The 22,761-nt window shown below is 32.0% G+C and carries 18 protein-coding genes and 3 pseudogenes; 9 read left to right on the top strand and 12 right to left on the bottom strand.

Going from position 1 to position 22,761, the window contains the following annotated elements; all coding sequences use genetic code 11:
• Positions 1-240 precede the first annotated feature (240 nt).
• Positions 241-720, top strand: coding sequence for a hypothetical protein (locus Q9968_RS02930; RefSeq protein ID WP_305513305.1), 480 nt, complete (start codon positions 241-243; stop codon positions 718-720).
• 210 nt (positions 721-930) lie between these two features.
• Here Q9968_RS02930 and Q9968_RS09655 read toward each other — a convergent pair.
• Positions 931-2,219, bottom strand: a pseudogene (locus Q9968_RS09655) (DUF4143 domain-containing protein).
• Between the two features lie 577 nt (positions 2,220-2,796).
• On the opposite strand from Q9968_RS09655, the gene cobQ reads away from it, so the two are divergent.
• Complete coding sequence (gene cobQ, locus Q9968_RS02945; RefSeq protein ID WP_305513311.1) at positions 2,797-4,332, top strand: cobyric acid synthase CobQ; 1,536 nt, start codon at positions 2,797-2,799, stop codon at positions 4,330-4,332.
• Between the two features lie 97 nt (positions 4,333-4,429).
• Complete coding sequence (locus Q9968_RS02950) at positions 4,430-4,672, top strand: hypothetical protein (protein ID WP_305513313.1); 243 nt, start codon at positions 4,430-4,432, stop codon at positions 4,670-4,672.
• A 405-nt stretch (positions 4,673-5,077) separates the two neighbouring features.
• On the opposite strand, the pseudogene Q9968_RS02955 reads toward Q9968_RS02950, so the two are convergent.
• From Q9968_RS02955 to Q9968_RS02975, 5 genes and pseudogenes are all read right to left on the bottom strand, one after another.
• A pseudogene (locus tag Q9968_RS02955) lies at positions 5,078-6,276 on the bottom strand (ATP-binding protein).
• Positions 6,270-6,845, bottom strand: coding sequence for a hypothetical protein (locus Q9968_RS02960; RefSeq protein WP_305513315.1), 576 nt, complete (start codon positions 6,843-6,845; stop codon positions 6,270-6,272). Before Q9968_RS02960 ends, Q9968_RS02955 begins: the two are co-directional and overlap by 7 nt.
• Complete coding sequence (locus Q9968_RS02965; protein WP_305513316.1) at positions 6,842-7,438, bottom strand: DUF6891 domain-containing protein; 597 nt, start codon at positions 7,436-7,438, stop codon at positions 6,842-6,844. Before Q9968_RS02965 ends, Q9968_RS02960 begins: the two co-directional genes overlap by 4 nt.
• 4 nt (positions 7,439-7,442) lie before the next feature.
• Positions 7,443-8,135: a DUF6882 domain-containing protein gene (locus Q9968_RS02970; RefSeq protein WP_305513318.1), complete on the bottom strand. Its 693-nt coding sequence runs from the start codon at positions 8,133-8,135 to the stop codon at positions 7,443-7,445.
• 9 nt (positions 8,136-8,144) lie between these two features.
• Positions 8,145-9,377, bottom strand: a complete 1,233-nt coding sequence (locus Q9968_RS02975) for an LL-diaminopimelate aminotransferase (RefSeq protein ID WP_305513319.1) — start codon at positions 9,375-9,377, stop codon at positions 8,145-8,147.
• A gap of 302 nt (positions 9,378-9,679) precedes the next feature.
• Here Q9968_RS02975 and Q9968_RS02980 point away from each other — a divergent pair, with 302 nt between their 5' ends.
• A complete protein-coding gene (locus tag Q9968_RS02980; RefSeq protein ID WP_305513321.1) occupies positions 9,680-11,158 on the top strand; it encodes an ATPase in 1,479 nt (492 codons plus the stop codon).
• 13 nt (positions 11,159-11,171) lie between these two features.
• On the opposite strand, the gene Q9968_RS02985 is transcribed toward Q9968_RS02980, so the two are convergent.
• Complete coding sequence (locus Q9968_RS02985; RefSeq protein WP_305513323.1) at positions 11,172-11,639, bottom strand: hypothetical protein; 468 nt, start codon at positions 11,637-11,639, stop codon at positions 11,172-11,174.
• Between the two features lie 9 nt (positions 11,640-11,648).
• On the bottom strand, positions 11,649-13,319 hold the full coding sequence (locus Q9968_RS02990) for a glutamate--tRNA ligase (protein WP_305513324.1): 1,671 nt from the start codon (positions 13,317-13,319) through the stop codon (positions 11,649-11,651).
• 99 nt (positions 13,320-13,418) lie between these two features.
• Here Q9968_RS02990 and Q9968_RS03000 point away from each other — a divergent pair.
• Positions 13,419-14,425 (top strand): annotated as a pseudogene (locus Q9968_RS03000) (aldo/keto reductase).
• Complete coding sequence (locus Q9968_RS03005) at positions 14,422-15,249, top strand: class I SAM-dependent methyltransferase (protein WP_305513329.1); 828 nt, start codon at positions 14,422-14,424, stop codon at positions 15,247-15,249. Before Q9968_RS03000 ends, Q9968_RS03005 begins: the two are co-directional and overlap by 4 nt.
• Here Q9968_RS03005 and Q9968_RS03010 read toward each other — a convergent pair.
• The 3 genes from Q9968_RS03010 to hcp form a co-directional block, all read right to left on the bottom strand.
• On the bottom strand, positions 15,246-15,362 hold the full coding sequence (locus Q9968_RS03010; protein ID WP_305513331.1) for a rubredoxin-like domain-containing protein: 117 nt from the start codon (positions 15,360-15,362) through the stop codon (positions 15,246-15,248). The genes Q9968_RS03005 and Q9968_RS03010 overlap by 4 nt on opposite strands.
• Positions 15,363-15,428: 66 nt before the next feature.
• Entirely contained in the window at positions 15,429-15,758 is a 330-nt protein-coding gene (locus Q9968_RS03015; RefSeq protein ID WP_305513694.1) for a cupin domain-containing protein, read from the bottom strand.
• Complete coding sequence (gene hcp / locus Q9968_RS03020) at positions 15,758-17,068, bottom strand: hydroxylamine reductase (protein ID WP_305513336.1); 1,311 nt, start codon at positions 17,066-17,068, stop codon at positions 15,758-15,760. The genes Q9968_RS03015 and hcp overlap by 1 nt, the downstream gene beginning before the upstream one ends.
• Positions 17,069-17,186: 118 nt before the next feature.
• Here hcp and Q9968_RS03025 point away from each other — a divergent pair, with 118 nt between their 5' ends.
• A complete protein-coding gene (locus tag Q9968_RS03025) occupies positions 17,187-17,963 on the top strand; it encodes a TrmB family transcriptional regulator (protein WP_305513338.1) in 777 nt (258 codons plus the stop codon).
• A 7-nt stretch (positions 17,964-17,970) separates the two neighbouring features.
• Here the strand turns inward: Q9968_RS03025 and Q9968_RS03030 are convergent, their stop codons facing one another.
• Entirely contained in the window at positions 17,971-19,476 is a 1,506-nt protein-coding gene (locus Q9968_RS03030; protein ID WP_305513340.1) for a putative glycoside hydrolase, read from the bottom strand.
• A 1,443-nt stretch (positions 19,477-20,919) separates the two neighbouring features.
• On the opposite strand from Q9968_RS03030, the gene mcrB reads away from it, so the two are divergent.
• Complete coding sequence (gene mcrB / locus Q9968_RS03035; RefSeq protein ID WP_305513342.1) at positions 20,920-22,251, top strand: coenzyme-B sulfoethylthiotransferase subunit beta; 1,332 nt, start codon at positions 20,920-20,922, stop codon at positions 22,249-22,251.
• Positions 22,252-22,261: 10 nt separating this feature from the next.
• A complete protein-coding gene (gene mcrD / locus Q9968_RS03040; RefSeq protein ID WP_305513344.1) occupies positions 22,262-22,756 on the top strand; it encodes a methyl-coenzyme M reductase operon protein D in 495 nt (164 codons plus the stop codon).
• Positions 22,757-22,761 lie beyond the last annotated feature (5 nt).

Raw genomic sequence — 22,761 nt, forward strand, 5'->3', positions numbered from 1 at the left:
AGTAAACAAAAGTAACTAAAAGAATTAACATTTCGACATCATGTACAAATATGTACATTTAAAATATTTCTTTTCAAATGCTCTCGGACAACTAAAAAGGTAGTTAAAAATGATATATGAAAATATGAGCGACCCGATAGAAGAATACTGCATAAGCAATGGGTTTAAAAAAAGCAGTACACAATCAATCACCTACATGTTGAAACACCATGAACGGTTCCGGAAACAACATTGGCTGAATTGATTGAAGAAGATAAAGGAGCAAGATGGAAACACAGAAAACTAAAAAGGAGACTGATAAGCTACAACAATCATCTCCAGCAGACAATGATGTATTCATCAGCTGTATTGTATCTCTCAACAGTAAAATCCTTCTACAGGTACTTTGAAATTGAAATCCATACATTATCTGGATTGAACAAAAAGAACAGCAACCTTCCTGTTCAAATTAGCTTTAAGGATTTACCTGACAAGGAGGTTATCAGACAGTTCCTTGAAATCACAACACCTCTGCTTCAATCTGCAATCCTTTTTATGGTCAGCAGCGGATGCAGCGGAAAAGAAACATTGACCCTGACCATACAAGACTATCTCGACAATGTTAAGGAATACACCAAAGGAATAAATTTTCAGGATACACTAAGGTTTCTGGTTGAAAAAGAAAGTGAAAAACTACACGAGACTATTAAATGTTTCAAAGGAAATAAACACGAGTCTTAATTAAATAAAATAAAAAGAGTTGACATTAACATTAACAGCAAGGATTTAACAAATCAATTTTGTTTTCTACTGCGAGGTATATAAATCCTTTCAGAAATTAGTTTGAATAGTTGAACACAATCGTCAATGTAAAAGATGGATGTTATGTTTTCTGTTAGTTTCGGAGTATAGTTTACATTTTGGATTTTCAAAATGTTTTTTATTATGATTTTATCTTAAACATCCTATTGGAATGACTTTTACTCCATCTTCTCTTGTTTTGGCAAATTTTCCTCCAGTTACCACTGCTAAAAATTTTGGCTCTTTAATATATAAATCAGTTTCAGAAATCGTCTTTTTAATGAGACTGTCAAGTTTTAATAAGTTTTTTACTCCTTTTTCGATTTTTGTACTTCCTAATTTAAATTCTATTAATGCATAATCTTCATTTTTTAAAGTTAATACACAATCACATTCCAAGCCGTAACGGTCTCTATAGTAGAATACTTGCCCTCCCATGGATGAAGTGTATGCGGATAAATCTCTCATGCATAAGTTTTCAAATATATGTCCGAATGTGTCTAGGTCGAACAGTAATCCCTCAGGGTCTAAATTTAACAGAGTTGTTGCTATTGAAGGGTCGATGAATTCTCGTTTATCTGATGATTTTATTGCAGATTTTGACCGTATATTCGGATTCCAGGCAGGAATATCTACTGTGACAAATAATTTGGATAGTGCTTTTAGATAATCGTCCAATGTGGAGTAAGCCATGTCGGGATAATTTCCCCTAACATCTTTTAAAATGGTTTGTTTTGTTGCTTCTGTGGAATTGTTTCGTGCATATGATCTTAATATTTTTTTAGCTCGGTTTGGATCTCTTTTAACTCTATCAACTGTGGATATGTCTGATTTACAAATATTATCCACATAATTTTCACCAACAAATAACTGTGCTTCCTTATCAGTTTGTATGATGCTTTCTGGCCATCCTCCTCTACAGGTTGCAAATGCCAAATCTTCAATTGTTAATTCTGATTCAATTCCATCAATGTTCATGTCAGATTCTTGAATAATTCCAAAATGGATATTTTACCGTTAGATTCCTTGCTTTCATATAAACTCATAGGCAGCATTGTCATTCTGCTTACGCGTCCAGTTCCTGTATGCATAATCTCATCATTGTTAATGCTTGTTGAACCTGTTAGGATAAATTGACCGTATCCTGGAGTATTATCTATTTTTGTTCTCACAGCATCCCACAATACTGGTGCGACCTGCCATTCATCAATTAATCGAGGTTTTTCACCTTCTAATAATTTTGAAGGCATTATCTCAGCTAACTCCAAATAGTTCTGCCTATTGTCTGGATCCTGTAGTTGTAAAATACTTTTGGCATGTTGTTTTGCAGTTGTTGTTTTACCGCACCATTTTGGACCTTCAATAATAACTGCCCCCACCATTTTAAGTCTTTTTTCAATTGTTTCATCCAGTATTCTTTCGTAATATACTTCTGACATATTTTTTCAACCTCATTAAACTATATTTTTGTGGTTTTCTACACTATAAATTTGTGCTTTTTTATCATTTTCAAATTTAATCATATTGGATTGATGGTTTTTAATTTCACTTATAAGATAGTTTTTGGGAGTAATTTTATGTTTCCATTAACATAAGGTTGATAATTCAATAGCTACTTTTTTAGATTTGATTTAATGAGGTGACATTAACATTAACGGCCGCCTTTTCACAAATCAATCTTGTTTTTCACTGAGATATGCCAAATCGTTCCAGAAAAGAAGTTTTGAATAATGATGATGAATGTTAATTGAGAGCAAGTAACTTATTTCCCCCCAGTATTCTTTTATCTTTCTCTGTTACTTTATAGGCCATATCCGTTTTGACTTCAGGATTGATGCGTTCAATGAGTACCATTTCCAACAATTGTTTTAACATGTCATGAAAATAGTTTTGTTTACTGATTTTGTATTCCAAAATTATTGACATTCACCAAAATATGCGAAATCCATACTTCAAATAAGATTAAAACTTTCTCATTTTTAAATTATTTATAATATCAACTCAATATATTAATGCATGACAAACTGTATCATGGTTCAAGGAACATCATCAAATGCCGGAAAAAGTATGCTTGTAGCAGCATTATGTAGAATTTATAAAAACAGAGGATATAAAGTAGCACCTTTCAAGTCCCAAAATATGTCTTTAAACTCATACACCACAAAAGAAAATGGAGAAATAGGCATAGCACAAATGCTACAAGCGGAAGCGGCAATGATTGAACCAAGTATACATATGAATCCGGTTTTATTAAAACCAAAAGGAGATTTCACTTCAAATGTAATAATTCAGGGAAAATCCGTTGGAGATATGAACTTTTATGACTACCAGCATAAATACCATGACACGGCACTTAATGCAATAAAAGAAAGTTTTAAGATTTTATCAGACGAATATGACATTATAATCATTGAAGGTGCCGGTTCTCCTGCTGAAATTAATATGCGAGATCAAGATATAGCCAATATGGAAATAGCCCACCTCGCTGATGCAAATGTAATATTGATAGCAGATATTGAAATGGGAGGGGTTTTTGCAGCCATTGCCGGAACTTATGTATTGCTTGATGATAATGACAGGTCCCGCCTAAAAGCAACCGTAATCAATAAGTTCAGAGGAAACCTCGATATCCTAAAACCTGGCCTTGATAGAATTGAAGAGATAACTGGCGAACCCGTTTTAGGAGTATTGCCCTATGACGAAACTTTAAAATTGCCAGAAGAGGATTCGGCATCCCTAACAACCCATGAATTTGCAGAGAATCGGGAAATTACCATTGGAGTAATAAGGCTTCCGAAAATAGCTAATTTCACAGACATCGACCCGTTTGAGTATGAAGATGATGTTTCCCTTAAAATGATTGGCATTAATGATGATATTGGAGATGTTGACGCTATTTTAATTCCAGGTACTCGTAATTCAACAGAGGATATGCATGCACTTCGTGAAAGCGGCCTTGCAGATAGAATAATTGAAAAATCAGCTGAAATTCCCATTATCGGAATTTGCGGCGGCCTGCAAATATTGGGTAATGTAATTAATGATGAAGATAAACGTGAGTCCAGTCATGGGACAATAAATGGATTAAGTCTCCTAGATATTGAATCAAGCTTTTCAAGAGCTGGAAAAATCGTTACACAGTCAATTGCAACAATACCTCAAGACATCAACGGACTTGCAGGTGAAATATTTAAAAACATTGTAGGCGAAGAGGTAAGGGGCTATGAAATCCATGAAGGAACCAGCAAACTTTTAAATTCCACACCACTTTTAAATATTGAAAAAGGTCAGGGAAATAATGATGACGGAAAAATCGATGGGGCATCTAACGACAATGTCTTTGCAACATATTTCCATGGAATATTCCACAATTACAATTTCAGAAGAGAGTTTTTAAATTATATCCGGGTTAAAAAAGGTCTTGAAGCCAAATATGGTGAAGATCCATATGAAACGCAAAAGGACTATTCCCTAAATAGATTGGCCGAAATTGTTGAAGAAAATTTAGATATGGACATTATTGATAACTTAGTATTTGCAAAAAAAGAGTAAAATCCGGAATTTGATACATTATTATTAAATTTAAACCGCATTATTTAAAAACATTAACAAACATAATAATAACTATCAAAAATTGGAGATTAAAACTATGATTTTAAAAATTAATGCAACTAACAAAAATAGTGGCGAAGTTATTTCATACGAATTAGAAGGCGACTCAGATGCAGGTTTCTTTTATGAAGGAACACACATGCAAGAAGTAAAAGATAACAAAATCAGAGAAGTTAACAATAATCTAATTTTACACGGTTCACCTATTTACTCCATTAAATCTGGTCAAACCGAAACTCTTGAAGCAATGACTTTTACTATTGAAGTTACCGCGGAATAATCCTGCTTTGCTTTTTTTATATTAATTTTTGTTGAGTATCAATAAAACTTGGCTCAACAATTTCTTTTACAAAACCATTTTCTTAATATTACAGTTAATGAGAATTGGAATTTTGATTTATTAAAATCTCTGTATCAATTGTTATAATATTTGATTCTTTACATGCTTTTATAATGGACTCGTAGAATAATTTCATGAAACTGAAACGGGTTAATTTTTCCTTTTTAAATTTATCCATTGCTGATAAATCCATGTAAACAACTAAATAATCATCTTTGGACTGTCCAGAAAATAGAGAGCAATTACCTTAAATAAATTCATCCAACAAAAAGTCGGCCAAATTTAAATGCACAATACCAGTGAAATTGCCCCAATTTTTCCATTCATCAGCCAAAACAGGATTCATTAAATTTCATCATCCAATAAGAAATCAAGGATATTTTTATGTTTTATTCCATCCTGAGACATGTCAAATTCATCAGTAGATATGACATATTTCGGATAATTGTCCTTAACTAGAAATAATGGTCTAAATTCTCTTTCAATTGAGTCTTCATGAGATAATTCCCTTGTTACTTGAACATAGAGTTTTTCACCCATTTTTCTGCAAACAAAATCAATCTCATAATCACCAACACATCCAATAGTTATTTCATAACCTCTTCTTAAAAGTTCAAAATAGACTATATTCTCGATGATTCTGCTGTTGTTAACTTGATTTAGCCCAATACGTGCCTGATTAAATCCCTGATCCACACAATAATATTTTTCATTTATGGATAGTATTTTTTTACCTTTCAAATCTTCTCTTTGTACCTTGTATAACAAACATGCATTTGTAAGATAATCTAGATAATTATAGATTGTTTTTGGTGAAACCTTGATTTTTTCTTTTGTGCGCAGGTAGTCAGAGATGCTTTTTGAAGAAACAATTTTTCCAGTATTGTCTAAAATAAAATCAACTATCCGTGTAAGTAAACCTGCATCTCTAATATTGTATCGCTCAATAATGTCTTTTAGAAATATTGAGTTAAAGATGTCAGTTAAATAATCCATCTTATCAATTTCTGTTTCTAGAGACAACAAAAATGGAAATCCACCATATGTCAAATAATCAGTGAATGCATTTTTATTTGGAGGAATTTTTTATAATCCGAATATTCTTTAAATGAAAACGGATACATTTTAATTTCCATGTATCTGCCAGCCAGATGAGTGGATAATTCTCCAGACAATAATTTTGAATTAAAACCTGTCAAGTAAATATCACAATCATAATCTATTCGAAAGCTATTGATTGATTTTTCCCACTCATCAACATTTTGGATTTCATCAAAAAACATGTAAATTTTTCCATCAATGTCTTTTGTCAAATCACTGACAAGAAAATCTAATTCACGAGGATTTGAAACATTTCTGTATTTTGCACTTTCAAAATTAATAAGAACAATATTTTCTTTGTTGATTCCCCTTTTAAGCAATTTGTCTATGATTAAGTTAAACATGTAGGATTTGCCGCATCGCCTTACACCAACAATTATCTTAATGATGTCCTTATCAATCAGTGACGAAATTCTATTTAAGTACAAATCTCTTTTTACCATGAACATATGCACATTGGGTCTTTAATCAAATTTCTTTTCAAATGATAATTTAAGAAATAAAGCATCCAGTCATTTGAAAGGTCTCTTAAAGAGGAATCATCCAGCCTTTCAAAGGGTGTAAAGAAATCCATCTGATTTCCACCTGCAGCAAATGCAACCTCATTAGTTTCAACCAACATGAAAAAATCATTTCTGATGTTGTGGATATTGAAGTCCTCAACTGAAGAAACTGTTTTTTCGCTTTTAAAGTTATAGAAAAACGTGTTTAAATATTCAAAATCAATGAATCTTATTTCTTTTACTTTAAATAATATGTCTTCACTGAGCAATCGGTGTTTATAATTATATTTAGATAAGAATTCTATATCCCAGATGTTATTGTAAAATACTGTGAAAAATGAATCTTCAGCAAAACGAACAGTTAAAGACATTTCATCCCTGTATTTTGAACCGCCCAACTCAATGTCCCTGAACTCCATGTAGATTGAATCCTGAGAGACTTCAATTGAAGTCCATTTGCCTGAATTGATAATGACATCACGAATTAATCTTAAAGACCGTGCATTCATTTTAACACCTGATTAGCTGTAAAAACATCATATGCCCCTTCAATCTCAAATTCCTTATCCCCATCATATAATTTGTCCCACTTGAAAGGATTAATCTCAATTTGGCTGTTAATTGTTTCATCCCAATTGATTGTGAACTCTTCATCTTTTAAATATTTGGATACGGTTTTGCCGATTTCAAGCGCCTTTATTTCATTGTTTTCAAAATCGCCGAAGGTTATCCTTAATTTCTCATCAAAAATTGCCTCTTCCACATCTTCAAAAGTATAGAAGCAAAAACCTTCGGCCTTAAACCTGTTGTTAGCCAAATGAACATTTAATTCAAATGCATCCCCCACTCCTTCCCCAATATCATAACCGCAATTGTGGATCGCTACGATATTTTCAGAAGAAAGCCTTGAAAATGCATTTTCCAGTTTGGAAAAGTTATTATTTGATGAATCGGTCAGGGAAATATTGAAATTCGAAAAATCGATTTCCTCTTCCATAAACTGATCTTCAAGTATCTCCATGATTTCATCGGCTGAAAAAAATCCTGATTTAGCCAATAAATCTATCATGAACTCTATCTCTTCAACTAAATCAGCATCCATATAATCACTCTTCCCCGTCACCGAAAACTAATATCCGTGTGACATTTCCCCTATCAGTAAATCCCGCCATTACACGAGACTCTCCGATCTTTGCAAGGGAAAACTCATCATGAGGTTTGAATTCATAACCCTTAAGTTTGGTATATGCTTCAAATGCGATTTTTGGATAAATATTGAAATTCTTTTGGAAAGTATAGTAAGTATTTCTGAATTTCTCAACAGTATTATTTTCTTTTATCAAATCAGACTTGACGGCTACAAAAATATCGATGCCGTCTTCTGAAACTGCATAATATCCGTCCATTTTTAAGATAGGTACACAGGCTACCGCTAAAGTATGGCAATCATCATAAGTGGAATTTAAAATGGGAGTATTGAACTCGGCAATGCCGAACTTATCTCCAATAGCTTTGATTTCAAGGGCTCCCTGAATTAAATCCCTGCCAAAGATTTCCTCGCTATCCCATGCCCAAGACCACTGTTTGGACTCCTGCATATGGAAACCTAATATCTGAACTGGAAATACTTTTTCGCCAAAGCGAACAGTTCCCTTTTCAATGTCCAAATCTCCAACGGTTTCGCCAATTAATTCGGATAGATTTTCTTGTTTGTCAAGACCTAAAGCACCGTATTTGGACAATACTGTTTTGAATGAATCATCTTCTTCAATACTTATTGCTTTTTCTATTTTTTTCAATTACAACACCTAAAATTCTAATTTTGAAATTCTGTCCATTGCTTCTTTTGTATTTTCTAATGTATTGAATGCAGTAAGCCTCAAATAGCCTTCCCCGCTTGGACCGAATCCGGAACCTGGAGTTCCAACAACATTTGCATCATTTAATAAAATATCAAAGAAATCCCATGAATCCATGTTTTTTGGAGTTTTCACCCAAATATAAGGTGAGCTAATGCCTCCGTAAACTTCCAACCCAATATCAGTTAAACTTTCACGGATAATTTTAGCGTTTTCCATATAATAGTCAATTACTTCCCTGATTTGTTTTTGGCCTTCTCCAGAATATGTTGCTTCAGCCGCTCTTTGAACAGGATAGGATGCGCCATTAAATTTAGTGGTTTGCCTTCTATTCCATAAAGGATTGATTTCTACCTCTTCACCATCTGCAGCATAACCTTTTAGTTGTTTTGGAACAACCGTGTATGCGCAACGGGTTCCGGTAAATCCGGCGGTTTTTGAAAAGCTTTTAAATTCAATAGCTACTTCCTTTGCACCTTCAATTTCGAAAATACTGTGAGGAACGTTATCTTCATTTATAAATGCTTCATAAGCTGCGTCAAATAAGATTAATGATTTGTTTTCTTTTGCATAATCAACGAAAACCTTTAATTGATCTTTTGTCAATGTTGTACCTGTTGGGTTGTTTGGATAGCATAAATAAATTATATCAACGCTTTCATCGGGCAATTCTGGAATAAAATCATTTTCCGCATTACATTTAAGATAAGTTAAACCTTCATACATTCCATCATCAGCCATTTCCCCAGTTCTTCCAGCCATCACATTAGTATCAACATAAACTGTATATACCGGATCGGTTACAGCGATTTTATTATCAGTTCCAAAGATTTCTTGAATGTTTCCAGTGTCGCATTTTGCCCCATCGCTAATGAATACTTCTGAAGTATCCAGCAAAACGCCGTATTTTTTATAATCCTCTACAATAGCTTCAGCTAAAAATTCATAACCCTGTTCCGGACCATATCCTCTGAATGTTTCACCATCCTCCATTTCATCAACCGCTTTTCTGAATGCATCAATTACAGCAGGCACCAATGGTTTTGTAACGTCCCCAATACCCATTTTAATTATATCAGCATCAGGATTATTCTTTACAAATTCTTGTTCTCTTCTAGCTACCTCAACAAAAAGATAGCTGCTTTTTAATTTGAGATAGTTCTCATTAATTTTAACAACCATGATCAATCCTCATTAATATCAATCTAATCTATATTAGATTTTTGAAATATATAAAATGAATGATTATTTAAAATTACCTTTTAACTAAACATTAAATCAGAAAATAATTATTTGAACAGAAATTAGACCAAACAATTATATCGAAAAAAATAATTATTTAAAAAAAGTTATATTAAAATCTAAGTTGTTTAAGATTTTATTTTGAAAAATAGTAATGTCATATTCAAAAGAAATTATATATGAAAATATTTAAATTATCTATATAACATAATTATATACAGACTAAATAAGGGTTGAAAAAAATGAATATGATAACTATTTTAATTTGGATAACTATTGCAATAATCGCTGCAATAGCCATAATAAGTGTTAAACTACATTACCGAGGCGATGAATTAGAACACGAAGAAGGATCAATACTGCCAAGTACAGAAAGCATAAACAATGCATTAAACTTTGGTAAAGAAAAATTAAATACAAATGACGATTATCCAAGCACACACAGTAGTTTATCTCAAAATGACAACAACCCTAACTTATTTAGAAATGATGATGAACCAAATGATGCTCCTATTGTTCCGGAAGTTGAAAATACTGACCTAACAAATTATGAGTACCAATCTGAAAATCAAGTACTTATTAATTACGATGATAATGTTGAAAAATTTCAAGAACCAATTAAACAAAACCAGATGGATATTATGACTCAAAATAATAAAGACACCGGCGAATTAAAAGACTTATTCACAATCGATGAATTAATCAAGGAATCTAAAAGGAAAGATAGTGAAAGAGAAAAAGAATCACAAAAAATCGGCAAAATTGAAGATGACACTGAATTAGATGAAATTAAACAGAGCATTAAAAATAAAACTCAAGAACCACTAATCGAAGAAGTAATTGCTGAAGAGGAGAATAAAGAAACATCAATTGAACACATCATTGACGAGGATAAAAAAGAAAGCGAAATTCCATCTGTTGCATCCCAAAAAGATATTGATGAGGCAATAAATACCGCTTCCAGAGACAGCAAAAAAGAAGAAGTTGAAAGTGTTTCTGAAGAAAACAACATTACTGGTTCATTATTAAATCAAAACGCTCCTAAAATCTCTGAACCTGCCCTGAAAACACCAAACAAAGTTAAAACCAAAGATTATGAACTTGGAGCTTCTATTGATGATGTTGATTTATTTAAAGAAGATGAAAAAGAAGAAGGCATGGATTTAGATTACAGAAAAGATTTAGATAAATTTACAAATAAAATTAAGGAATCAACAATTTTCCAAGAGGTTAAAGACTCTTCAATTTTACAAAATGTCAAAGGCAAATTATCTAGTGAAACAGAGGAATTGCCTCCAAAACAAGATGAAATACCGCAGGACGAATTCATCAGAACCGTTAATGAATATGAGTATGATGAATATGCTCCAATTATTAATGAAACCCATGTTGACTTTGATGCAAGCTATGAAGAATACCACGATCAAAGATTAAGGCAGGAAAATACTAAACGTGTATTTAATATGGCTAAAAACTCACCAGAACCAGAAGTAGCAAAACAAAAAATACCTGAAATCAAAAGCAAACCTGCAAGAGACAACATTAAAGTTAAATTAAATAATGATGAAGTCGTGCTTAAAAAAGGTGATGAAATCATCTTCAACCATGCTGGTGAAACCTATTCAAGCCAAGTTTATGCAATAAACGGTGATGATATCTCAGTTAAGTACAGACGTAAAAATATTATGATTAAACCAAGTGATATTAAAAAGATATATTGAGAATATCTTTTTTTTATTCCTTATTGTTTATTTTATATTCCCCATTTTCAACAATATATTTTGGCCCGCTTATTTTTAAAGAACGTATAATGTTTAAATAGAAATCATCCAATTCCCTATCAGCATAAGGATAAGTGAATTCGAAAAAATAGAGATTATCATCTTTTACATATAAAAATTCATTACGCCTTAGTTCATTTTCACCATCTGAAAATGAAGAAACGACCATATAATAAATATCATCATTTATTGCTATGAAATCTGAATTAATTAACTCTATCTTATCGTTGATGGCGGCATTTTTTTCAATGTCCGCCCTAATCTCTGGAAGTCCCGCAAGAGTCGGTGTTGTTGAAAACTTAATTGACATTGGAATTTTAGTATTTACCAAGTATAACTCAGTAAATTCATTCTTTCCGGGAACCGGTTCAAAATCTTCAGGTATTTGAAGTGTTGAAAATCCATTTGTAAACACTGTCACTTAAATCACCTATTTATGAGCATAATAAAATATTAATTCATCACCTGCAATTTCATCAAGCCTTGCAAATCCCACTCTTTCAAACTGAACAATGTCTCCAACTTTCAAATCTTTAAGTGCACCTTCACCTAAACCTGTTTTAAGAGATGCATCATCCATAACAATTTTAACATTAACATTGTTTTCCACTGGAACCCATTGGATAATTCTGGCTTTGACTTCTCTTGTATCTTCAAATGAAGTTGAATGATAGGTTATCTCATCACCATTGATGTTTACATTAACCGCATCCATTAATCTAAATATTCCCTCAGCAATATCTCCTTGTGCAAGATATGCTTTTCCGTCAAATGGCAAATGACGATTCCCCCTGTCCATATGATCAGCATGCAAAGGTCTTTCAATAACAACTTTGCCGTCACTGTAACCGTCAATTTCGATTAGCTGCGGATTTTCACAGAAGAAATATCTATTAGCTATCGGTTCTAAAAGACTGCGATTTAAACCGTAAATCTTCTTCCAGCTAATTGCAGAGTCGGCCATTTTAACACCAATTTCAATGATTAAATCATAAATGGTTTTAGCTTGAATTCCTCTTCTTTCAATAGCTCTTAAAGTACCAAGTCTTGGATCGTCCCATCCAGAGTAAGTGCCGTTTTCAATACCTTCCTTAGCTTTTGAAGTGCTGAGTGCAATATCTTCCATTTTCAGTCTTCCATAATGGATGAACTCCGGCAAGTCCCAACCCATATGGTCATATAAGTATTTTTGTTTTTCACTGTTTGTTAAATGGTCTTTTCCTCTAAGCACATGAGTCATTCCCATTAAATGGTCATCAACAGCAACTGAGAAGTTCATCATGGGATAAATTCTATATTCTGTACCTAATCTTGGGTGAACTTCATCAACTAACCTCATTGCAACCCAATCGCGAATAGCTGGATTTTTATGATTAATGTCTGTTTTAACTCTAAGTACCGCTTCACCAGTTTCCATTTCGTCGAATTTATCCCATAATTCAAGGTTTTCGCCTACATCATTGTCGCGGCATGGGCAGGATTTGCAATTGTCCTTTAATTCTTTAAATGCTGCACCGTCACAAGTACACATATAAGCTGCACCCTTTTCAATTAATTGGCGAGCATAATCATAATAAATTTCAAATCTATCAGATTGATAAATTATTTCATCCGGATTGACCCCCAACCATTTTAAATCTTCAGGAATCATTTCATAAGCAGGTTCGAATACCCTTTTTGGGTCAGTATCTTCAATCCTTAAAATCAATTTGCCACTATATCTTTTGACATATTCTGCATTTGGCACTGCTGCTCTTGAGTGTCCAATATGAAGCGGTCCACTTGGGTTTGGAGCAAATCTCAATACAATGTTTTCATGAGCTCCAGGGAGTTCTTGAAGTCCTGTTTCTTTTACTTTAGGTTTTTTCTCTTGAACTTCAACCCCGTATTTTTCCATTTCACTAGCCTGCTCTTCTGGTGAAAGTGCATTTACCTGTGCTACAATTTTACCGGACATCGGACCAATTTCTTTAGCCTTGCTCCTAAGTTCAGGTTCGTTTGACATGATTGAACCCATTACAGCTCCAGGATTTGCAGATCCTTTATGTTTAGCTGCATTAAGCAAAGCATGTTTATAGATAATCTTTTCTAAATCATTCATTTAATCATCACAATTCAATAATTCCATTATAAAAATAAGTAATATTATTTATTTAATTGAAGATATATAAACATTAAGAATAATATGGGTATGAAATAAATGAAGCTTGGAAAAACTAATTTGGAAGTTAATAAAAATGGATTTGGAGCACTGCCTATCCAGAGAAGAAATTATGCCGAGTCTATTGAAATATTGAAAACCGCATATGACAATGGCATTGATTTTTATGATACTGCACGTTTTTATACCGATAGCGAATCCAAACTTGGATGTGCTTTTGAAGATGTGCGTAAAAATATTTATATTGCATCAAAAACCGGAACGGAAAGTGTTGAGAATTTTGGAGAGATTTAGAAACATCCCTTAAAGAATTGAAAACAGATTATCTCGATCTTTATCAGTTCCACAATATTTCATTTTGTCCAAAAGAAGAAGATGATTTATACAAAGCCATGATAGAAGCCAAACAAGAAGGCAAAATTAATCATATCAGCATAACTACCCATAAAATTACGATTGCCCATGAAGCACTTGATAGTGGACTTTATGAAACCTTACAATATCCCTTTTCATATTTAAGTGGGGCTGAAGAATTGCAGCTTGTTGAAAAATGCAGGCAATTAGATGTCGGTTTTATTGCCATGAAAGCAATGGGCGGTGGGCTTTTGAAACAATCCAAAGCAAGTTATGCATACATTAATCAATTTGATAATGTATTGCCCATATGGGGAATTCAGCACCTAAGTGAACTTGAAGAGTTCATATCATATCCGAACGATTTACTTTTAGATGATGAAACTAAAAAAATTATTGAAAATGACAAAAAAGAATTAGGTGACAACTTTTGTAGAGGTTGCGGATATTGTATGCCCTGTCCTGAAGACATTAACATCAGTTTATGTGCTAGAATGTCACTTTGGATTAGGCGATTTCCAACAGACCCTAATATGGATGAGAAAACTCAAGAAATTATGAAAAAAACCATGGGTTGTATAGAATGCTATGAATGTGTTGATAACTGCCCATATGAACTGGACATTCCAGAATTATTAAAAGAAAACTATGACAATTATATTGATGTTTTAGAAGGGAGGACAATAATATGAAACAATGCATAGAAAATCCGAATGATGTTGACTGGACAAAATTTTGGGCTGAAAAGCTATCAAAAAAAGTAGATAAAGACTGGGACAAAGCGGCTCCAGGATTTTTTAAAAGAACAAAAAAGGAAGACTATTATAATGCACTATTTGATAGATTAATCCTTGATGAAAACGATACGGTCTTAGATGTAGGTTGTGGTGAAGGATCTGTTACAATACCCATAGCTAAAAAAGTTAAAAAAGTAATTGGAATTGATTCATCCCCGAAAATGTTGGAATATTTGGAAAAAAGAGCTAGAGATGAAGATGCTTCAAATATAGAAACTATATTAAAACCGATTGAAGAGATTAGCTATGATGAAATTGGGGATGTTGATGTTGTTGTCTGTTCAAGATCTCTAAATGGCATTATTCCAATTGAAGATGTATTATGTGAATTGAATAGAATAGCCAAGAAATATGTTTTCATAACTATTTTTGGACCTGAAAATAAAAAAATCGAAAAAGACTTCGATGAAGAATTAGGCATTAAAACTGAGGATTTTCCAGACTATAATTATTTCTTCAATATACTGTTCAATATGGGAATTTATGCAAATATTGAAAGATTTGACTTGCAGAATTACCGTAAATATTCAAGTATTGAAGAAGCAATGGACAATGGCAAATTTAGACTTGATTTATACTCGGATAGTGAGAAAGAATTGTTAAAGGATTATTTAAAAAGAATTTTAACATATGATGAGGAATCTGAAAAATACTATACCATTAAAGATAAGGCCGACTGGATAATTATCTGGTGGTGCAATAAAAATAAAAAAAATTAGTCCTTAATTTCTTCAAAATATTCAGGACCTAACCCACATAAAGGGCAAACATAATCATCAGGCAGTTCATCGCCTTCAAATACATAATCGCAAACTTTGCATCTCCATGCCATATTATCACCTTTAATAAAAAAAATGGGCGATTAATCGCCCACCATATCTAACAACAAATAATGAATTTAATCACTTTTGATCATGGTCAAAATCATTTTGTAGGGAGTATTTTCAGCCTGAAGTGCATGCGGTTCATTTGCAGGCATGATAATAATTTCACCCTTTTTAACAGTGTGCTTTTCACCGGAGATTGTTATTTCAGCTTCACCATCAATAATTTGAACCATCGCATCAAAAGGAGCTGAGTGTTCAGATAATCCTTGACCCTTATCAAAGGCGAAGAATGTTACTGTTCCAAGCTCTTTTTTAATTACTTCCCGGCTTACTACACTGTCTTTTTCATACTGCACTAAATTTTCAATATCCAATGCTTTTGATTTTAAATTTTCCATAATTATTCTCCTAAAATTCTTTTAATGTCGACTAAAGCATTGCCAGAAGTAGGAGTCAAATTATAGTTTTCAACCAAAACATTTATGATATCATCGTTACACCATGCAGGAAGCACAGGCCCAAGCCACATGTCAGTTTTACCTAAGTAAAGTAATGCCCAGAGAACTGCTACTGCTTTTTGTTCCATCCAACTGAGAACAATTGTCAATGGCAGTTCATTTAATTCCATGTCAAATAAATCACATAAAGCAAGTGCAACATCTACTGCTACGATAGTATCATTACATTGACCAACATCCAATAATCTTGGAATTCCTTCAATGTCGCCTAAATCCAAGTCGTTGAATTTGAATTTACCGCAAGCTAAAGTTAAAATAACAGTGTCTTCAGGTAAGTTTTGCACAAAGTCTCTGTAGTAGTCATTGTGTTTTGCTGCTTTGTCACAGCCACCTACTACAAAGAATCTTCTAATTTTACCTTCTTCCACTAATCTTTTAATAGTATCAGCATGTTCAACAATAGCTCCTGCACTCCAACCGGTTGTAACTGCAGTTAATTCTTCAGGCTCCAATCCTCCTAAAGATCTTGCACATTCAATTACTTCTGAGAAATCATAATCTTCTATGGTTTTAACTCCTTCAAGTTTCGCTACATCCATAGTGAACATTCTTTCCTTGTATGCATCAAGTGCTGGCAAAACACAATTACTGGTTCCAACAATAGCTGCATTGTATTTTTTAAAGGTTGTTCTTTGATCATGCCATGCCCCACCTAATTGTCCTGCTAAATTTTTATATTTGTTTAATCCAGGATATCCGTGAGCCGGCAACATTTCAGAGTGAGTGTAAACCTTAATATCAGTTCCTTCTACTTGTTTTAATAATTCTTCCAATGCTTTTAAGTCGTGACCGGTTACAATAATAGCCGGCCCTTCTTGTGCTCCAACTTTTACCTCTACAGGTCTTGGTTCGCCGTAAGCATCAATGTGAGCGTCTTTGAGTAATCTCATTACATCAACACTGATTTTACCTGCTTCTAAAGCTAATGCCACCAAATCCTCAGTATCAAAGTTAACATTAGTTAAAGTAGTATACAAACCTTTAGTTAAAAATGCATCAATTTCAGGATTGTATTTACCTAAAACATTTGCATTGTAGTTGTATGCACTGATTCCTTTCATAGTAAAGATTAAGTTATCCTGTAATCTTGCTACGGTAGGTTTTTTACCACAAACTCCACTGATAGTACATCCAGTACCATGAGCGGTTTGGGAACATTGATAACAAAACATATCTAAGCCATTATCTGCCATAATAATATCTCCTAAATATTTATAATTATAAATTTAACCTAAAGTATATATAAAGATTTTGTCACTTCTCAATGGTGAAAAGTAACAATTTATATATTACATGAGACAATTCATAAACATGGACGAAAATATAAATCTACTTAACAAAATCGGATTAACAATGTATGAATCACAGGCATACCTGGCATTAACATTATTAATTTCAGCAAATGCAGTTGAAATAGTTGAAAAAGCAGAAATACCACGATCAAAAATATATGGCGTTTTAAAAAGACTGGCTGAAAAAGATTTTATTGAAATAGAAAGCGGACGTCCACTGACATACAATGTTAAATCCCCTGTTGAAGTTTTAACACATGAAAAAGAAAGACTTAACAGTGAAATTGATGACGGAATAAGTAGACTAACCAATATTTATGAAAACGGCATGAATCAAGTCCAAGCCCCAATTTGGAGGATTTATGGAGTTGATAAAATTATCGCTCAAGAGTTGGAAATCATTAAAAGAGCTAAAAAATCAATTAACATGAGAATTGGGTTTTTATTTGAAGGTGAAGGGGAAGCATTAGTAAAAGCACTTCGTAAAAGGTCCAATTTGAAAATAAACATCCTAGCTTCACCAACTTGCTACATTAACAATGAAGAATTTGACATTATTTCATTATTTAGAGAAAAAGACATACCTATTCAAAAAGCAGACATCCCATTTGTTAAAGTTATCATATCTGATTCAAGAGAGATGATGCACACATATACTAAATTTACAGAAAATAAGCTTGATGTAGTTCCCGAAACAGCTATTGGAATCTGGAACAAATACGAAGATATTGCTAAAAACTATGATGACCGGTTTATAAACCAATTGAAGAAAATTAAAAATAAGAAAAAGAGTTAAAAAAACTCTATAGTTTTTTAAAGTTTATGAACTTAGTTAATCCCCATCTAAATAACACGACACCAGATGCGCCACCATTCATTGCATTTTTTGCATCTTTAAATAGTGCTTTATAGGATAATTTTTTGATATTGGAATCGGATTTATAAGTTAAGATACCTGACCAAATTTTAGCCCCATTAGATTGTTTTACAAACTTTTTAGTTGTTTTTTTAATCCATTTCGAACCTGCATGGTAATTTCCCTTATAAACCATAGGGACAACAACATCCAGATACTTGGACATTGTAGGAACATCCTGAGCATAATAATGCTTCATACAAGACGGTTCAGGCATGACTGCTGCAGACATGACACATTCTGAGTTTATGCTTCGAACAGAAACACTGGCTTTTTTTATAAAATAATTAACAGCATTAACTGCATTCTTATATTTATAAGCATTTCCGCCAAACCTTATATAATCAAATTGTATTCCGTCAACGCCCTTCAAACCAGCATAGTATTTTGCCTTTTTAATCATTGTATTCATGAATTTGTAATTATAAACACCTTTTTTGCTTACAGGGTGTATGAATTTTCCGTTTTTATAAAATACCGCCATCCATATGTGAACTTTCATTCCATATTTATGGGCTTTCTTAATCCATTTCAAAACGGTACCCTTACCATATTTTGAAAATACTGTGTGAAGTAAGAAAATGTGCTTTGTTCCAAGTTTAGCAAGTTTTTTAAGCTTGACTTTTTTCATGCTCCATTTATCTACCCAATATCCATGTCCTTTAGATAATTTTGATTTGACAAATATCTTAAAAGTGCCTGATGCATTCAAATAAATTCCATTTCCGCAAGAACAGCATTGAATCACATAGGTTCCTTTTTTTAGACTTAAACTAAATGTTGCAATGCCCTTAGAATCTGTTTTGGCAGTGTAAGCTTTACCTCCCACTTTAATAGTGATATTTTTAGAGTAAACCGGGTTTCCATAAACATCGACTAATTTAAGCTGGAATATGGATTTCAATCCCTGGCGATAATTAATATCCTTGTCTACAACATCAAGATAAGTAACCAACTCCGGATAAACTGTTATTGTAGCCGTGCCATTTGATGAAGTATAATTTTCATCACCTTCAAAGGAATAACTCACATTATAAATTCCAGTTGTAAGTTTGAAATTTATAACTATCTGTCCATATGAATCTGTTGTTTTATTATAGACAACATTATTTAGATTAACAACAATTGATTTATTAGCCAAACTACTTCCATTTGAAGTTAATGTGACTTTAAATTCATCACTATAATCAGTGTATGAAGTTTTATTATCTGCGGAAATGTCTGTTGATGATTTATTCACATTACAAGTATCGTTAATGCCTAAAGGTATTGGCATGTCATCTTCAATTGCAGATAAATTATCACAAGTGACATTTTCATTTGCAGAAGTTAGCGAAATTGTTGAAAATAATGCTAAAAGAATAATAAAACAAAATATTATTTTATTGTTCATATTAACAACCACATAATAGTTATATTATCAGATTACTTAAATCTTTCTTAAATCAAAATAAATTTTAATTTGATATTCGTTGGTTCAGTCTCTTTTTTTGTTAATTCGTTCTAAAAATCATACGCCTCCACTGAAAATTTAGTTGGTTTTGTAATTTTTGCTTAACTTCCACATGATCCCGTAATTTTTAACTTCAGGTTAATTAAAATGTTAATATTAACAGAACACTTAAAATAAAAAAAGCTATATGATTTTTAATAATACTTTTTTTAAAAAAAATAATAATTTAATATTATTAATTTATTAATAATTATTACTTTTTGAAAAATTAATAAAAACACGAACATAAATAAAAAAAGAAAAATTAACTGTTAAAATAAAAGGAAATGAAACTTAACAGAGATATGCCTTATTTAAACTCATTATTTTAAATTTAATAATGAATAACCTCAAATACTCAAAAATAAAATATTGTTAAAAATAATATTTAAATGAGTATAAGCACATTTTGAACTTGAATTAATAAATTAAGAAAAAATCAATTACCATATACCTTAAAAAGCGTAAATAATATGATAAAAGAAAAACTGATAAATTTAAACAATAATTAAAATAAGAAACATTTATAGGCTTATTACTATTAACTATTATTTGATTATTATAACAAAATAATCAATTTCTACATCAGTATTAAAAAATAATTAGTAAATCGATTTTATTATCAAACTTTGCCTACGTGATATAATATTATAATTTACTTTTTATTTTTTTAAACAATATAATGAAATACTCAATTTCTACATAATCATTAAAAAGATAATCAACAAATTAATTTTATCCTAAAACTAACATTTTAATATAAAAATTATAATTTACCTTTTATTTTTTAAACAAAAGTTATTTTTATATCAACTATATAATTTATCATTACTAATATTATTATATTTGATAAAAATTTATAAAAAAAATATTATTTAATATAAATTAAATATGTAATAATTAATACATTTTCAAAAAATATTATTCTTTTTTATTTGAGTTGAATCATGTAATAAATGAATTACAATCTTGAAAAAAACAATTCATTGCCCTCCTATTAAATTAAAATTCAAAAAAAGCGCCCCAATTAAATATTTCAATATCCATTTGACCATTATAAAAAAAATTTAAAAATAATACTTTCAATCAGATATTTAAAATTTAAAGTCATTTGGTAAAAATAAACTCAAAAATCATCTAAAAATAAATATTAACAATGAATAAACTTAAAAAATCAATTTAAATAAATTATAAGTGTTTTTAATTATAGTAATCTTTATATGATTATTACTTGTAACTAATAATGATTATTTTACAAAAATAATCAGTATTAATAGTAGTATTAAAATATTGCTTGAAATTGTTCACGAGAATATTTTAATATGAATTTTAAGGAGGTTATTAATGAAAATATATGATGACAATCTAGATTTATATGGTCCAGATGGAAAAATTTTAGAAGAATCTGCACCTCTTGAATCTATTAGTCCCCTTAAAAATTCTGCTATACAAGAGATGATTTATGATATTAAAAGATCATCTGCTGTTAATTTAGCAGGTATCGAAAAAGGTTTAAAAACAGCAGCAATGGGTGGAAAATCCACATATATTCCAGGTCGTGAATTAGACTTGCCGATTGTTGAAAATGCTGAACTTATCGCAAGTAAGATTAAGAAAATTCTTCAGGTTAATGAAGATGATGACACAACCGTCAATATTATCAACGACGGACAACAATTGCTTGTCCAACTTCCAGAAGAACGATTAAAAGTCGCGGCAGATTACTCAGTATCAACACTACAGACCGGTGCTGCAACAATTCAATCTATCATAGATAGCTTTGACATAAATATGTTTGATGCATCAACAATTAAAACCGCAGTAATGGGAGCATATCCCAGAACCGTGGATCTCTCAGGTGCAAACATCAGTGCTCTTTTAGGACCGCCAGTGCTCCTAGAAGGATTAGGATACGGTTTAAGAAATGTTATGGCAAACCATGTAGTAGCAATTACCAATAAACAGACATTAAATGCCGCAGCATTATCCTCAATTATGGAACAAACGGCAATGTTTGAAACTGGAGATGCAACAGGAGCATTTGAGAGAATGCACTTATTGACTATGGCCTATCAAGGTTTGAATGCTAATAATTTAGTTTTCGATATTGTAAAAGAAAACGGCAAAGGAACAGTTGGAACTGTAATCCGTTCATTAGTTGGAAGAGCTATTGAAGATAATGTTATTAGAGTTGCTAAAAAGATGCCTTCAGGATATAACATTTATGAACCTCAAGACTGGGCTTTATGGAATGCATATGCTGCAGCAGGATTGCTAGCGGCAGTTATTGTTAATGTAGGTGCTGCAAGAGCAGCGCAAGCAGTAGCATCAACAGTATTGTATTATAATGACATGCTAGAATATGAAACTGGACTTCCAGGCGTAGATTATGGTAGAACTGAAGGTGTTGGTGTAGGATTCAGTTTCTTTTCCCACTCAATTTATGGTGGTGGAGGACCAGGTACATTCCATGGAAACCACGTAGTAACAAGACATGCAAAAGGAACTGCAATTCCTTGTGCATCAGCAGCAATGTGTTTGGATGCAGGTACTCAGATGTTTTCAGTTAAAAGAACATCAGCATTGATTGGAATTGTATATGGTACAATAGACAATCTTAGAAATCCAATTCCGAATGTGGCTAAAGTTGCAGGAGAACTTAAAAATAAACTTTAAAGGTGTTTTTATGGATGAATCAAAAAAAATTAATGTTATTGACATTAAAATTACCCCAGATAGATATTTGAAACCGGATACTGCCGAAAAAATATTAAATGAAATTTATAAGCTCGAAGGTCAGCAAAGAGTTTTAATTCATGGCCCATCAATTCCTTTAAAAGTATTTTACGGTCCTGGAAAAGGACATGTCGTTAACCATACCGACCGCAAGAAGATAAGTGTTCATGGAAATGATGTTGAATTAAGAGTGATGGTAGGAGAAATTGTAATTACAGTAGACATGTCTAAATTTAATGAGTTTATGGATGAATTACAATTGATTTTAGATGAAAATGTTCCATGCAATTATTATTTATTAGTAGGTATTTTTACAAGGACAAAATCAACAATTTCTGACTATTTAAAATATGGAAACAATTTTGAAAGTGTTATTGATGATCGCTACATTGGTTTAGTTGATTCACGTGCAAAAACAGCAGAAACCGTGAAAGTTATTAGATAATATTA

Origin of the sequence: Methanobrevibacter sp. V14 (assembly GCF_963082475.1) — an archaeon.
GTDB lineage: Archaea > Methanobacteriota > Methanobacteria > Methanobacteriales > Methanobacteriaceae > Methanocatella.